Source organism: Streptomyces sp. NPDC014727, from assembly GCF_043083485.1.
Classification (GTDB): domain Bacteria; phylum Actinomycetota; class Actinomycetes; order Streptomycetales; family Streptomycetaceae; genus Streptomyces.
On sequence record NZ_JBIBYR010000020.1, the window covers coordinates 1 to 14,110 of the forward strand.

A 14,110-nucleotide genomic window follows, 5' to 3' on the forward strand; every position below is an offset into this window, starting at 1 on the left:
GTACTGCAGGGGGGACCCTGTGGGAGAGTAGGACGCCGCCGAACTCCTTTTACGGAGAAGCCCCGTGCCCTTGTGGCACGGGGCTTCTCTGCGTTCACGAGATGCTTGCGTTACCCCCGTGTGTCTGCTGATGGCGGCTGACGGTAGGGTCAGGGGGCATCATTGGCACGTTCTTCACACAGGAGGCCCCCGGGTGGAGGTCCAGGAGACTCGGGTTCAGACGGACCGGGTACTCACCATCCCCAACATCCTCAGCATGGCGCGCCTTGTCGGGGTTCCGCTCTTCCTGTGGTTGATTCTTCGCCCCGAGTTCGGTGGGCCGAAAAGCGATGGCTGGGCCCTGTTGGTCCTGATGCTGAGCGGTATCAGCGACTACCTCGACGGTAAGCTCGCCCGCCGGTGGAACCAGATCAGCAGCCTCGGCCGGCTTCTGGACCCTGCTGCGGACCGCCTCTACATCCTTTCCACCCTCGTCGGGCTGACCTGGCGGGAGATTCTGCCGCTGTGGCTCACCGCCGCCCTTCTGGCGCGCGAACTCATGCTCCTCGTGATGGTGGGAATTCTCCGACGGCACGGCTATCCGCCGCCCCAGGTGAACTTCCTGGGGAAGGCTGCCACGTTCAACCTGATGTACGCGTTCCCCTTGTTGCTGCTCAGTGACGGAAGTGGTTGGCTTGCATCGCTGGCTGCCATTTTCGGATGGGCGTTCGCTGGTTGGGGTACAACGCTCTATTGGTGGGCAGGGATCCTCTACGTGGTTCAGGTCCGCCGACTCGTCAAGGCGGATGCAGTAGCCGATTGAGCTCGTTGACGCGGTGTCGCGCAGTGTGGCCGACCCGCCGCTGATGACCCGGATGGCGCCCCGACGGGCGAAGTCGGCTTGACCGTCGTCTCTTCAAGGAGGACGTTTCCGACATGAAGGCCGTCGTGATGGCTGGTGGCGAAGGCACTCGTCTTCGCCCCATGACCTCAAGCATGCCCAAGCCGCTTCTGCCCGTCGCCAATCGGCCGATCATGGAGCATGTGCTTCGGCTGCTGAAGCGGCACGGGCTCAATGAGACCGTCGTGACGGTCCAATTTCTCGCCTCGCTGGTCAAGAACTACTTCGGGGACGGCGAAGAGCTCGGGATGGAGCTCAGTTACGCCAACGAGGAGAAGCCGCTCGGCACCGCGGGGAGCGTGAAGAATGCCGAGGAAGCACTGAAGGACGACACCTTCCTCGTTATTTCGGGCGACGCGCTCACCGACTTCGATCTCACCGACCTCATCGCCTTCCACAAGGAAAAAGGCGGTCTGGTGACGGTGTGCCTGACCCGCGTGCCGAATCCTCTGGAATTCGGCATCACCATCGTGGACGAGGCGGGCCAGGTCGAGCGCTTCCTGGAGAAGCCCACCTGGGGTCAGGTTTTCTCGGACACGGTCAACACGGGCATCTATGTGATGGAACCCGAGGTGTTCGACTACGTCGAAGCCGATGTCTCGGTGGACTGGTCCGGTGATGTCTTCCCGCAGCTCATGAAGGAAGGCAAACCGATCTACGGCTATGTTGCCGAGGGCTACTGGGAGGATGTCGGCACCCACGAGAGCTATGTGAAGGCCCAGGCCGACGTCCTTGAGCGGAAAGTCGACGTCGAGATCGACGGCTTCGAGATCTCGCCGGGTGTATGGGTTGCAGAAGGGGCGGAGGTGCATCCCGACGCGGTATTGCGGGGTCCCCTGTACATCGGGGACTACGCGAAAGTCGAAGCCGGGGTGGAGATTCGTGAGCACACGGTCATCGGGTCGAATGTGGTCGTCAAGAGTGGCGCCTTCCTGCATAAAGCCGTGGTGCACGACAACGTCTACATCGGCCAGCACAGCAATCTGCGCGGATGCGTGATCGGTAAGAACACCGACGTCATGCGGGCCGCCCGCATCGAGGACGGGGCGGTCATCGGGGACGAGTGTCTGATCGGTGAGGAATCGATCATTCAGGGAAATGTTCGCGTGTACCCGTTCAAGACCATCGAGGCCGGAGCGTTCGTCAACACCTCGGTGATCTGGGAATCGCGTGGACAGGCCCATCTCTTCGGAGCCCGCGGTGTGTCCGGGATTCTGAACGTCGAGATCACGCCGGAGCTGGCGGTCCGGCTTGCGGGAGCGTATGCCACGACCCTGAAGAAGGGTTCGACGGTCACCACCGCACGTGACCACTCCCGTGGTGCGCGTGCGCTGAAGAGAGCGGTGATCTCTGCACTTCAGGCCAGTGCCATCGACGTACGAGATCTGGAGAACGTACCGATGCCCGTCGCGCGCCAGCAGACGGCGCGGGGCAGCGCCGGCGGCATCATGATCCGTACGTCTCCCGGTGTGCCCGATTCGGTCGACATCATGTTCTTCGACGAGCGGGGCGCCGATCTCTCCCAGGCACGGCAGCGGAAGCTGGACCGGGTGTATGCGCGTCAGGAGTACCGCAGGGCCTTCCCCGGAGAGATCGGGGATCTGCACTTCCCGTCCAGCGTCTTCGACTCGTACACGGGATCGCTGCTGCGCAACGTGGACACCGTCGGGATCGCCGACGCGGGTCTCAAGGTGGTCGTCGACGCCTCCAACGGCAGTGCGGGCCTTGTTCTGCCCAGCCTGCTGGGACGGCTCGGTGTGGACTCGTTGACGATCAACCCAGGGCTCGACGAATCACGGCCCACCGAGTCCGCCGAAACCCGACGGTCGGGGCTGGTGCGGCTCGGCGAGATCGTCTCCTCGGCGCGAGCCGCGTTCGGTGTGCGCTTCGATCCGGTCGGCGAGCGGCTCTCCCTGGTCGACGAGCGAGGCAGGATCGTGGAGGACGACCGGGCGCTCCTGGTGATGCTGGACCTCGTCGCGGCCGAGCGGCGCAGCGGGCGGGTGGCGCTGCCCGTGACCACGACCCGGGTCGCCGAGCAGGTCGCGGCGTACCACGGCACGCAGGTCGCATGGACGACGACGTCGCCCGACGACCTGACGCGCGTGGGACGCGAGGAAGGCACCATCTTCGGTGGAGACGGCCGCGGCGGCTTCATCGTTCCGGAATTCAGCAGTGTCTTCGACGGATGCGCCGCCTTCGTGAGGCTTCTCGGGCTCGTCGCCAGGACCCAGCTCACCCTGAGCCAGATCGATGCCCGTATTCCCCGTGCCCACGTACTGCGCCGTGATCTGGCCACACCCTGGGCGGTGAAGGGCATGGTCATGCGACGGGTCGTCGAGGCTGCCGGGGACCGCAGCGTCGACACGACCGACGGTGTGCGGGTCGTCGAGGCCGACGGGCGATGGGTGATGGTGCTGCCGGACCCGGCCGAGGCTGTCACCCATTTGTGGGCCGAGGGCCCGGACGACGCCTCCGCGCAGGCATTGCTGGACGAATGGGCTGGAGTCGTGGACAGCGCAGGTCAGTGACGGTTTCATCGGTGAGCCCGGTGGCGCTCTGCGGCGTCTCCGGGCTCACCGGTGGGGCCATTCGGCGGTAGCGGTGGCGACGTGCGACGATGTGCGGCATGTCGCAGCAGACCCCCGATCGGAGTACCGCCCCGCCACGAGCGCGCCCCGACGCGTCCATGTCGCTGCTGACCAACGTGATGGACCACAGCCTGGACGACGGATACGCCGAGGCGTCGGCACGTCGCAAGGCCGACGGAAGCGCGGGTTTGCCCCGCACGCTCAAGTCGAAACTCGGTCTCGCGGCTTGTCTGGTTCTCGCTGCTCTCGTCGTCACACTCGGGGCTGCGCAGGCACGTGTCTCCGCGCCGGTCCTCGCCAAGGAACGCGAGGAACTGATCGACCGTATCGACGGAGAGACGGCGGCGGCCGACACCCTTGAGGCGCAGGTCGACAAGCTCCGCGACGATGTGGGCAGACGTCAGCGCAAGGCCCTGGAAAAGCACGGCGGGGACCAGGGAGAGCTGGTGGCGCTGCTCGCCGGGGCGACGCCGGTGGCAGGGCCCGGCGTGAAGCTCGTGGTCGACGATGCCGAGGGCACCGATCAAGGTGGCGGCGGGCCCCGAGAGACCAGCGGATTCACCGACACCGGTCGGGTTCGCGACCGGGACCTGCAGCGGGTCGTCAACGGCCTGTGGCAGTCCGGCGCGGAAGCGATTTCGATCAATGGGCAGCGGCTCACGGCACTGTCGGCGATCCGCGCGGCCGGCGACGCCATACTGGTCGACAACAGACCGCTCGTGCCGCCGTACACGGTGCTGGCGGCGGGGGACGGAAAGCCGCTCAGCAGCGCATTCCAGGCCAGTGCCGACGGCCAGTATCTGCAGGCGCTCAAGGACACCTTCGACATCCGGACGAGCATGTCCGTGCAGCAGAAGGTGAGTCTCCCGGTCGCGCCGAGCCTGATCGTACGAACAGCAGAGCCTTATAAGGCCGCAGACACCGGCAGTGGTGCGGCAGACACAAGGAAGGGCACATCGTGATCGCCGTACTGGGCCTCGTCGTGGGAGTCGTGGTCGGACTGTTGGTCCGGCCCGAGGTGCCGGCGGTGGTCGAGCCGTATCTTCCGATCGCCGTCGTGGCTGCCCTGGACGCAGTCTTCGGTGGTCTGCGGGCCATGCTCGACGGAATCTTTGTCGACAAGGTCTTCGTCGTCTCGTTCCTGTCGAACGTCGTGGTGGCCGCGCTGATCGTCTTCCTGGGCGACAAGCTGGGCGTCGGAGCGCAGCTCTCGACCGGTGTAGTGGTCGTGCTCGGGATCCGGATCTTCTCCAACGCCGCGGCCATCCGACGGCACGTCTTCCGGGCTTGAGGCCGATGAGCAACGATGAACTTCCCAGCGACAAGGAGCGCACCGGCGAGCAGTCGGCCGGTGCCGCAAAGGAGCTCACCGGGCGTCAGCGGCTGATCGCCGGGCTGTGGCCGCCACGGGCGACACGGGCCCAACTCATCGTCGCGCTGCTGCTGTTCGTCCTCGGTCTCGGGCTGGCCATTCAGGTGCGCTCGAACAGCGACAACAGCGCTCTGCGTGGTGCCCGTCAGGAGGACCTGGTCCGCATCCTCGACGAGCTGGACGACCGTACACAGCGTCTGGAGGACGAGAAGCAGCGCCTCGATGCCCAGCGCACGGAGTTGGAGAACAGCTCCGACCAGGCCGAGGAGGCGCGCAAGCAGACGGTCGAGAAGGAGCGGCAACTCGGTATCCTCGCGGGCACCGTCGCAGCACACGGTCCCGGGATCACGCTCACGGTCAATGACCCCGGGGACGGGGTCAAGGCGGACATGCTGCTCGATGCGCTCCAGGAGTTGCGCGCGGCGGGCGCCGAGGCGATCGAGGTCAACGGGGTGAGGGTGGTGGCCAATACCTACTTTTCTGGTGACGGCGGCCATGTCAAGGTGGACGATCGTAAGATCACCGCGCCGTATGTGTTCAAGGTGATCGGCAAGCCCCAGGATCTGGAGCCGGCTCTGAACATCCCCGGGGGTGTGGTGCAGACACTGGAGAAGGAGCAGGCCACCGTGCATGTGGAGCAGGCCGACGACATCGTCGTGGATGTCTTGCGACCGGCGAAGCGGCCTGACTACGCTCGGTCGTCGACCCGATGAGGCGGCGGCACGGAGGGGTCGAAGGACACGGGCGGGAGGTTGCGGGGGGTCGGCGCATCGTAAAGGTGGTGCGTGGTGGAAACTGTCGAGTGGATACGGACGTTGTGAAGATGTCCGGGTCGGCAGGTGTATTCATTCAGGGTTCGTCCTGCCCCACGGGCGGGTCTATTTCGGTCAAGGGGAATCGCCCGTGAAGTTGTTTGGGAAGTTGTTCGGCAAGAGCGCTCGCGATGAGGCTGCCCGCCATCGCGCACCACGCCATGGCCAGGTGGATGAGCAGGGCTCGGAGCGCCCGCTCTACCGCGATCAGGTATCCGGTTCGAGTGGTGACAATTCGGGAGTTTCCGGCGCGTCGTCCGTTGACCCTGCCGGTGCCGGCCGCATAGGTTTCGGGGAACCGTCAACCTCAAGTACGGGTGGAGGGTTCAGCCCGGGGCAGGAGGGTTCGTCCATGCCGGTCTGTACGAGGTGCGGGCATCGCAACGCCGAGGCCAGTCGTTTCTGCTCCAACTGTGGTGCGCCGCTGAAGGGCGGAATTCCCGAGCGTGCCTCGGAGACGACCTCGACCATCTCCATCTCCGGCCTGGAGGCGTACGAGGCGGAGGCCACCGGGCAGACGCCCGTACCTTCCCTCTCGCCCGAGGCACAGGCAGCTGTCGACGCTCTTCCGCTCGGCTCGGCGCTCCTGGTGGTGCGACGTGGTCCGAACTCCGGCAGCCGTTTCCTGCTCGACGGGGAGCTGACCACGGCCGGCCGCCACCCGCAGAGCGACATCTTCCTCGACGACGTGACGGTGTCGCGGCGGCATGTGGAGTTCCACAGGATGCCTGACGGCAGCTTCACGGTCGGGGACGTCGGCAGCCTGAACGGCACCTATGTCAACCGCGAGCGCATCGACTCCGTCGCACTGTCCAACGGCGACGAAGTGCAGATCGGCAAGTACCGGCTGGTCTTCTACGCGAGCCAGCGGGGCATCTGACCCGTCAGGGAAGGTCCATGCTGAGAACACCGACGGGCGGTGCCGGTAACGGCACCGCCACCGCCGACGACCGCCCGATGAGCATCGGCACGGTGCTCCTGCAGCTGCGGGACGAGTTTCCCGAGGTGACGATCTCCAAGATCCGCTTTCTGGAGGCCGAAGGGCTCGTCGAGCCGCAGCGGACCCCCTCCGGCTACCGCAAGTTCCGTGAGGCCGACGTGGAGCGGCTGGCTCAGGTGCTGCGTATGCAGCGGGACCACTATCTGCCGCTGAAGGTCATCCGGGAACATCTGGACGCCCTCACCCGCGGTGAGAAGTCCGCCCTGCCGTCCGGAGGCGGTCCCCGGGATCTGGCCGACGGCGGCTGGGAGGCGGAGCCCGGACGGGCTACCGCAGCCCGGATCGGCAGAGCCGAGCTGCTCGCGGCCGCCGAAGTCACCGAGAGTGACCTTGCCGAGTGGGAGTCGTACGGCCTGGTCGTTCCGACCTCCGAGGGTGGATACGACGCCGAGATGGTCACGGTGGCCAAGCTTGTGGCGGATCTGGGTCGATTCGGTCTGGAACCGCGTCACCTGCGCGCCATGCGAGCGGCCGCGGACCGTGAGGCCGGACTCGTCGAGCAGGTGGTCGCGCCCCTGCGTCGACACCGGAATCCGCAGACCAGGGCACACGCGGAGGCCACCGCGCGGGAGCTCGGAGAGCTGTCCGTACGGCTTCATTCGGCCCTGGTGCAGGCGGCTCTGCGGGTCCGGTTCCACTGATCACGTCGGTGCCCGACTACCCAAACCTGCCGAGCACGTCCTAGGGTTGCTGTGTGAACGAGCTCGACGTTGTGGGTGTCCGGGTGGAAATGCCCTCCAACCAACCGATCGTGCTCCTGCGTGAAGTGGGAGGCGACCGGTACCTCCCCATTTGGATCGGTCCTGGTGAGGCGACCGCGATCGCCTTTGCCCAGCAGGGCATGGCACCGGCCAGGCCGCTGACCCATGATCTCTTCAAGGATGTGCTCGAGGCCGTCGGCCAGGAGCTGACCGAGGTCCGAATCACGGACCTGCGGGAAGGGGTCTTCTACGCGGAGCTGGTCTTCGCCAGCGGGGTCGAGGTGAGCGCGCGGCCGTCCGACGCCATAGCGCTCGCCCTGCGCACCGGAACGCCGATCTACGGCAGTGACGGGGTGCTGGACGACGCGGGTATCGCCATCCCGGACGAGCAGGAGGACGAAGTGGAGAAGTTCCGCGAGTTCCTCGACCAGATCTCACCGGAGGACTTCGGGACCAACAGTCAGTGACCGTTCTGCGGGGCCGCCGTCAGCGCATCCGACAAGCCTTTCCCGCTCGCATGTCACGTGAAACCACCCTCAGGGTGATTATCACTCGGCGTGCCGAGTGTGGCGATCGTTGACGCACCCCGAGTGACTGCCTACCTTCGAGATGGCAGGACAAGGACGGAGGTCGGCGTGAGAAGCAGCGGCGACGGTACGGCAGCGGGTGGGCCGTATCCGCAGCAGGGGAGTACAGCCGGCCGCACCATCAGGCAACCGGTTCAACCGGCGGCGGTGGCGGGGGGCGGCGTGGCATCGGCCAACGACATCGGTTATCGCGGGCCGACGGCTTGCGCGGCTGCGGGGATCACCTATCGGCAGCTCGACTACTGGGCCCGTACGGGGCTGGTCGAGCCGAGCGTGCGCCCCGCATACGGCTCGGGCACGCAGCGGCTCTACAGCTTCCGGGACGTCGTCCTGCTGAAGATCGTGAAGCGTTTCCTGGACACGGGCGTCGCCCTTCAGAACATCCGCACCACGGTTCAACACCTGCGGGCCCGCGGATTCCAGGATCTTGAGCGGATGACGCTGATGAGCGACGGCGCGACGGTATACGAGTGCTCTTCGCCGGACGAGGTCGTCAGTCTGCTCCAGGGCGGCCAGGGGGTCTTCGGTATCGCTGTGGGCGTGGTGTGGCAGGACGTGGATGCGGCGCTGTCACAACTGCACGGTGAGCGGGTGGACACCGGCGAGACACTGATCGGGAACAATCCCACCGATGAACTCGCGCGGCGACGCAATCGCGCCGGCTGACCCCGTACCGGAATCGGGCGCGGCGATTGTCAGTGCCGTAGGGCAGCATCGATTGATGTGAGAGCCGCGCCCACCATCCTGCATCTCGACATGGATGCCTTCTACGCCTCCGCCGAGCAGGCGTCGAAGCCCAGCCTGCGCGGCAAACCTGTCGTGGTGGGTGGGCTGGGGCCCCGCGGGGTCGTCGCCACCGCCTCGTACGAGGCCCGGCGCTTCGGGGTGCACTCGGCGATGCCCATGGCGCAGGCGCGGAGGCTGGCCCCCAACGCGGCCTATCTGGTGCCGCGCTTCCTTCTGTACCGGACGGTCAGCGACCAGGTGATGGAGCTGCTGGGGCGGCTCTCCCCGCTGGTGGAGCCGCTCAGTCTCGACGAGGCCTTCGTGGACCTGGAGGCAGGCGGGGCGGCCGACGACTCGGCTTCCGCGCGGGAGGTCGGAGAGCAGCTGCGTACGGCCATCAAAGCGGTCACCGGGCTCACCGGTTCGGTCGGGCTCGCCGGTTCCAAGATGCTTGCCAAGATCGCTTCGGAGGAGGCGAAGCCGAACGGGCTGCTGCTCATCGAACCGGGCACGGAGCGGGAGCTGCTCGCACCCATGCCGGTACGGATCCTCCCCGGCGTCGGACCCGCGACGGCGGACCATCTGCGCCGCGCCGGGATGACGACGGTGGACGACCTCGTCGAGGCGGGTGAGGCGGAGCTCGTACGCCTGCTGGGGAGGGCGCACGGGGGCTCGCTCCATCGCATGGCGCTCGGGTACGACGACCGGCCCGTGGTCGCGGAGCGGGACGCCAAATCGGTGTCGGTGGAGGACACCTTCGACGCGGACCTGCACGACCGGGTGCGGGTCAGGACGGAGGTGGAGCGGTTGGCCGACCGATGTGTCCAGCGGCTGCGGGGGGCGGGGCGGTCCGGTCGGACGGTGGTGCTGAAGGTGCGCCGGTACGACTTCTCCACGCTCACACGGTCGGAGACGCTGCGTGGGCCCACGGACGACCCCACGGTGGTCCGGGAGGCCGCCGCGCGGCTCCTGGAGGCTGTGGACACCACCGGAGGGGTACGGCTCCTCGGTGTGGGCGTCACGGGGCTCGCCGATTACACCCAGGAGGATCTCTTCGCACAGGCCGCCGGTGAGCGGGCCGCGAGCGGGGAAGCGGCCGAGGAGGATAGGACGGCGGGAGGCCGTGGGGAGGAAACGGTGAGCGGTGCGCCGGAGGAGCCCCCAGGGAGCGCAGAGCAGTCGGCGGCACGGCGCTGGACCGCCGGACACGACGTACGCCATGACACATACGGGCATGGCTGGGTGCAGGGCAGCGGCATCGGCCGGGTGACGGTGCGGTTCGAGGAACCTGAGTCGGCGCCCGGCCGGGTGCGGACGTTCCGGATCGACGATCCGGCCCTGCAGCCGGCCGAGCCGTTGCCATTGGTCCGGAACCCGGTGGACTACTCGTCCTGGCCGGCGAGTCTGCCGAAGTCCCTGTCCGGGCCGGTCTCCTCGAACGGGGAGTCCAGGCCGTAGTGCCGGTAGAGCTGGAGCTCCTGTTCGGGCGAGAGATGGCGGCCGACGCCGAAGTCCGGTGCGTCCTTGATCAGCGCACGGTCGAAGGGGACGCGGAGCGAGTCCTCCACGAATTCGCTGGGTTCCAGCGGGACGAACGCGTCCCGGCTGAAGAGTCCGGTGCGTACGGCCGCCCACTCGGGGACACCGGTCGCGTCGTCGAGGTACACCTCGTCCACGGTTCCGATCTTGGTGCCCTTGCGGTCGAACGCCTTGCGGCCGATCAGGCTGCGCGGATCTATGTCGGTCTGCACGGTCCCTCCCACTGGTCGCGGCTACTCCACAAGCACTACAAAAGTGCAGATCCGGGGGGTTGGCCACTCGAGAATGGCGCCACTGACCCCGCTGGTAGGCTGGTACTGGCCGCTGACCCCGTGCGGGAGAGTCCTCCGGAGCTGATCCGAAGGCGCCGAAGGAGCAAATCCTCCCCGGAATCTCTCAGGCCCCCGTACCGCACGGACGAGGTCACTCTGGAAAGCAGGGCGGGTTCCGCGCGGCCGAGTGCCGATGCGGCTCCTTCCCTCACCGACGGTGAAAGCCGGTGCGCCGCAGGGTGCGCCGGTGAAGCTCTCAGGTCGAGATGACAGAGGGGGAGGCCGTTCGGGCACCCGCGCCGTGGTGCCCCTCGCAGGTCGTGACAGACCAGGAGGCCTCCACCATGACCCCCCGCCGCACTCCGCTCTCCCAGCTGGAGCAGGGCATTCCGTTCGAGCAGCGCCACATCGGTCCCGATGCCGAGGCACAGTCGAAGATGCTCGCCCAGGTCGGCTACGGCTCGCTGGACGAGCTCACCGCGGCAGCCGTGCCCGATGTCATCAAGAGCGCGGAGGCACTCCGGCTGCCGACCGCTCGCACCGAGGCCGAGGTCCTCGCGGAGCTGCGCGCCCTCGCCGACCGCAACCAGGTGCTGGCCCCGATGATCGGGCTCGGCTACTACGGCACCTTCACTCCGCCGGTGATCCTCCGCAACGTCATGGAGAACCCCGCCTGGTACACGGCCTACACGCCGTACCAGCCGGAGATCTCGCAGGGCCGCCTGGAGGCGCTCCTCAACTTCCAGACGATGGTCGCCGAGCTGACCGGGCTGCCCACCTCCGGCGCCTCCCTGCTCGACGAGGGCACCGCGGCCGCCGAGGCCATGGCGCTCTCGCGGCGCGTCGGCAAGGTCAAGAACGGCGTCTTCCTGGTCGACGCCGATGCCCTGCCGCAGACGATCGCCGTCATCGAGACCCGCGCCGAGCCGACCGGCGTCGAGGTCGTCGTCGCCGACCTCGCCGACGGCATCCCGGCGGAGATCGCCGAGCGCGGTGTCTTCGGCGTCCTGGTGCAGTACCCCGGTGCCTCCGGCGCGGTGCGCAACATCCAGCCCGTCATCGAGCAGGCCCACGACCTCGGTGCGATCGTCACGGTCGCCGCCGACCTGCTGGCCCTGACCCTGCTCACCTCCCCGGGTGACCTGGGCGCGGACATCGCGGTCGGCACCACGCAGCGTTTCGGTGTGCCGATGGGCTTCGGCGGACCTCACGCCGGGTTCATGGCCGTACGCGAGCAGTTCGCACGCAGCCTGCCCGGCCGCCTCGTCGGCGTCTCCGTCGACGCGGACGGCACCAAGGCCTACCGGCTGGCCCTGCAGACCCGCGAGCAGCACATCCGTCGTGAGAAGGCCACCAGCAACATCTGTACGGCTCAGGTGCTGCTTGCCGTCATGGCCGGGATGTACGCCGTTTACCACGGCCCGGACGGGCTGCGGACGATCGCTCAGCGCACCCACCGCTACGCGACGATCCTGGCCGAGGGGCTGCGCGCCTCGGGTGTCGAGGTGGTGACGGGCGCCTACTTCGACACCCTCACCGTGCGTGTTCCGGGGAAGGCCGCCGACATCGTGGCCGCGGCTCGCGACCGAGGTGTCAACCTCCGGCTCGTGGATGCCGACCTGGTTTCCCTCGCCTGCGACGAGACGACCACCCGTACGCAGATCGCCGCAGTCTGGGCCGCCTTCGGTGCCGACGGGGACATCGAGGCGCTGGACGCGGCGGCCGCAGACGCACTGCCCAAGTCCCTGCTGCGCACCGACGAGATCCTCAACCACCCGGTCTTCCACCAGCACCGTTCCGAGACGGCGATGCTGCGCTATCTGCGCAAGCTCGCCGACCGGGACTACGCCCTGGACCGGGGCATGATCCCGCTCGGCTCCTGCACCATGAAACTGAACGCGACCACCGAGATGGAGTCGATCACCTGGCCCGAGTTCGGCGCGCTGCATCCCTTCGCGCCGGCCGAGCAGGCACAGGGCTTCCTCACCCTCATCCGTGAGCTGGAGGAGCGCCTCGCCGAGGTCACCGGGTACGACGCGGTCTCGATCCAGCCGAACGCCGGATCGCAGGGCGAGTTCGCAGGCCTCCTGGCGGTGCGCGCGTACCACCGGGCCAATGGCGACGACCAGCGGACCGTCTGCCTCATCCCGTCCTCCGCGCACGGCACCAACGCGGCCAGCGCCGTCATGGCCGGCATGAAGGTCGTGGTGGTGAAGACCGCCGACGACGGCGAGGTCGACATCGAGGACCTCCGCGCCAAGATCGAGAAGCACCGCGACGAGCTCGCGGTGCTCATGATCACGTACCCGTCGACGCACGGTGTGTTCGAGGAGCACGTCGCGGACATCTGCGCCGAGGTGCACGACGCCGGCGGACAGGTGTACGTCGACGGCGCCAACCTCAACGCCCTGGTCGGCCTCGCGAAGCCCGGCCGCTTCGGCGGCGACGTCTCGCACCTGAACCTGCACAAGACCTTCTGCATCCCGCACGGCGGCGGTGGCCCCGGCGTCGGCCCGGTCGGCGTGCGTGCGCACCTCGCGCCGTACCTTCCGAACCACCCGCTGCAGCCCGCGGCGGGTCCCGAGACCGGCGTCGGACCGATCTCGGCCGCTCCGTGGGGTTCGGCCGGCATTCTTCCCATCTCCTGGGCGTACGTGCGTCTGATGGGCGGGGAGGGGCTGAAGCGCGCGACGCAGGTCGCCGTACTCGCCGCCAACTACATCGCCAAGCGTCTCGAACCGCACTACCCGATCCTGTACAACGGCCCGGCCGGGCTGGTCGCACACGAATGCATCGTGGACCTGCGGCCGATCTCCAAGTCCACCGGCGTCAGCGTCGACGACATCGCCAAGCGTCTGATCGACTACGGCTTCCACTCTCCGACCATGTCGTTCCCGGTCGCCGGAACGCTGATGATCGAGCCGACGGAGAGCGAGAACCTCGCGGAGCTCGACCGCTTCTGCGACACGATGATCGCCATACGCGGCGAGGTCGAGAAGGTGGCTTCGGGCGAGTGGGGCGCGGACGACAACCCGCTGAAGAACGCTCCGCACACCGCGGCGATGCTGGGCGGGGAGTGGAAGCACGACTACAGCCGTGAGGTGGCGGTCTTCCCGGCCGGAGTCTCGGCAGCCGACAAGTACTGGCCGCCGGTGCGCCGGATCGACGGTGCTTTCGGTGACCGCAACCTCGTCTGCTCCTGCCCGCCGCTGGACGAGTACGACAACTGAGGCATGAGCGACACGATGTGACGCGGACATGCGTCGGGGCCGGTGCGGAGCATTCTCCGGGCCGGCCCCCGTTCGTACCGGCCGGGGTCAGGCGGCCTTCACGGCCCGGCCCGTTTCCAGGGGCCGGTGCGGGGCGATGATCTGCCCGTCCGGGAGCAGCTCACCGGTGTCCTCGAAGAGCAGGACGCCGTTGCACAGCAGGCTCCAGCCCTGTTCCGGATGGTGAGCCGTAAGGCGGGCGGCCTCCCGGTCGGCTGAGTCGGCGGTCGGGCATGGTGGCTGGTGCTGGCACATGGAAGGGTTCTTTCGCTGCGTTGTAGTGAATGTCCTGCGGCTTGACGAGGTGTTCATGGCCGCCCCCCGTATCGATCGGTCCGGTCCCAGTGTTGCCCTACGGGCG

Annotated in this window: 13 protein-coding genes and 1 riboswitch; of the genes, 11 read left to right on the forward strand and 2 right to left on the reverse strand. The window is 67.6% G+C overall.

The window, feature by feature from the left end; translation table 11 throughout:
* The first annotated feature begins 193 nt into the window (after positions 1 to 193).
* The 10 genes from ACF1B9_RS26910 to ACF1B9_RS26955 all read left to right on the forward strand — a co-directional run bounded on the left by ACF1B9_RS26910 (position 194) and on the right by ACF1B9_RS26955 (position 10,127).
* Complete coding sequence (locus ACF1B9_RS26910) at positions 194 to 802, forward strand: CDP-alcohol phosphatidyltransferase family protein (protein ID WP_351083380.1); 609 nt, start codon at positions 194 to 196, stop codon at positions 800 to 802.
* Positions 803 to 915: 113 nt separating this feature from the next.
* A complete protein-coding gene (locus tag ACF1B9_RS26915; protein ID WP_391745090.1) occupies positions 916 to 3,411 on the forward strand; it encodes a sugar phosphate nucleotidyltransferase in 2,496 nt (831 codons plus the stop codon).
* A gap of 98 nt (positions 3,412 to 3,509) precedes the next feature.
* Positions 3,510 to 4,433 (forward strand): DUF881 domain-containing protein, encoded by a 924-nt coding sequence (locus tag ACF1B9_RS26920; RefSeq protein ID WP_391745089.1) that lies wholly within the window; start codon positions 3,510 to 3,512, stop codon positions 4,431 to 4,433.
* Positions 4,430 to 4,762, forward strand: coding sequence for a small basic family protein (locus tag ACF1B9_RS26925; protein WP_003970459.1), 333 nt, complete (start codon positions 4,430 to 4,432; stop codon positions 4,760 to 4,762). Before ACF1B9_RS26920 ends, ACF1B9_RS26925 begins: the two co-directional genes overlap by 4 nt.
* 5 nt (positions 4,763 to 4,767) lie before the next feature.
* The gene (locus ACF1B9_RS26930) at positions 4,768 to 5,556 is read left to right on the forward strand and encodes a DUF881 domain-containing protein (protein ID WP_391745087.1); all 789 of its coding nucleotides are present in this window, start codon (positions 4,768 to 4,770) and stop codon (positions 5,554 to 5,556) included.
* A 190-nt stretch (positions 5,557 to 5,746) separates the two neighbouring features.
* Positions 5,747 to 6,535, forward strand: coding sequence for an FHA domain-containing protein (locus ACF1B9_RS26935; RefSeq protein WP_391745086.1), 789 nt, complete (start codon positions 5,747 to 5,749; stop codon positions 6,533 to 6,535).
* Between the two features lie 17 nt (positions 6,536 to 6,552).
* Complete coding sequence (locus tag ACF1B9_RS26940) at positions 6,553 to 7,296, forward strand: MerR family transcriptional regulator (RefSeq protein ID WP_391745085.1); 744 nt, start codon at positions 6,553 to 6,555, stop codon at positions 7,294 to 7,296.
* Positions 7,297 to 7,349: 53 nt separating this feature from the next.
* Positions 7,350 to 7,823 carry a bifunctional nuclease family protein gene (locus tag ACF1B9_RS26945; RefSeq protein ID WP_006123076.1) on the forward strand — a complete coding sequence of 158 codons (474 nt, stop codon included), beginning with the start codon at positions 7,350 to 7,352 and terminating at the stop codon, positions 7,821 to 7,823.
* Positions 7,824 to 7,991: 168 nt separating this feature from the next.
* The gene (locus ACF1B9_RS26950; RefSeq protein ID WP_391745101.1) at positions 7,992 to 8,609 is read left to right on the forward strand and encodes a MerR family transcriptional regulator; all 618 of its coding nucleotides are present in this window, start codon (positions 7,992 to 7,994) and stop codon (positions 8,607 to 8,609) included.
* A gap of 57 nt (positions 8,610 to 8,666) precedes the next feature.
* Positions 8,667 to 10,127: a DNA polymerase IV gene (locus ACF1B9_RS26955; RefSeq protein WP_391745084.1), complete on the forward strand. Its 1,461-nt coding sequence runs from the start codon at positions 8,667 to 8,669 to the stop codon at positions 10,125 to 10,127.
* Here ACF1B9_RS26955 and ACF1B9_RS26960 read toward each other — a convergent pair.
* Positions 10,052 to 10,420: a PRC-barrel domain-containing protein gene (locus ACF1B9_RS26960; protein WP_391745083.1), complete on the reverse strand. Its 369-nt coding sequence runs from the start codon at positions 10,418 to 10,420 to the stop codon at positions 10,052 to 10,054. The genes ACF1B9_RS26955 and ACF1B9_RS26960 overlap by 76 nt on opposite strands.
* Positions 10,421 to 10,533: 113 nt before the next feature.
* Positions 10,534 to 10,630, forward strand: a riboswitch (glycine riboswitch).
* Positions 10,631 to 10,824: 194 nt separating this feature from the next.
* Between ACF1B9_RS26960 and gcvP the strand changes: the two genes are divergently transcribed.
* Positions 10,825 to 13,710 (forward strand): aminomethyl-transferring glycine dehydrogenase, encoded by a 2,886-nt coding sequence (gene gcvP / locus ACF1B9_RS26965; RefSeq protein WP_391745082.1) that lies wholly within the window; start codon positions 10,825 to 10,827, stop codon positions 13,708 to 13,710.
* 87 nt (positions 13,711 to 13,797) lie between these two features.
* Here the strand turns inward: gcvP and ACF1B9_RS26970 are convergent, their stop codons facing one another.
* On the reverse strand, positions 13,798 to 14,004 hold the full coding sequence (locus ACF1B9_RS26970) for a DUF5999 family protein (protein WP_391745080.1): 207 nt from the start codon (positions 14,002 to 14,004) through the stop codon (positions 13,798 to 13,800).
* Positions 14,005 to 14,110 lie beyond the last annotated feature (106 nt).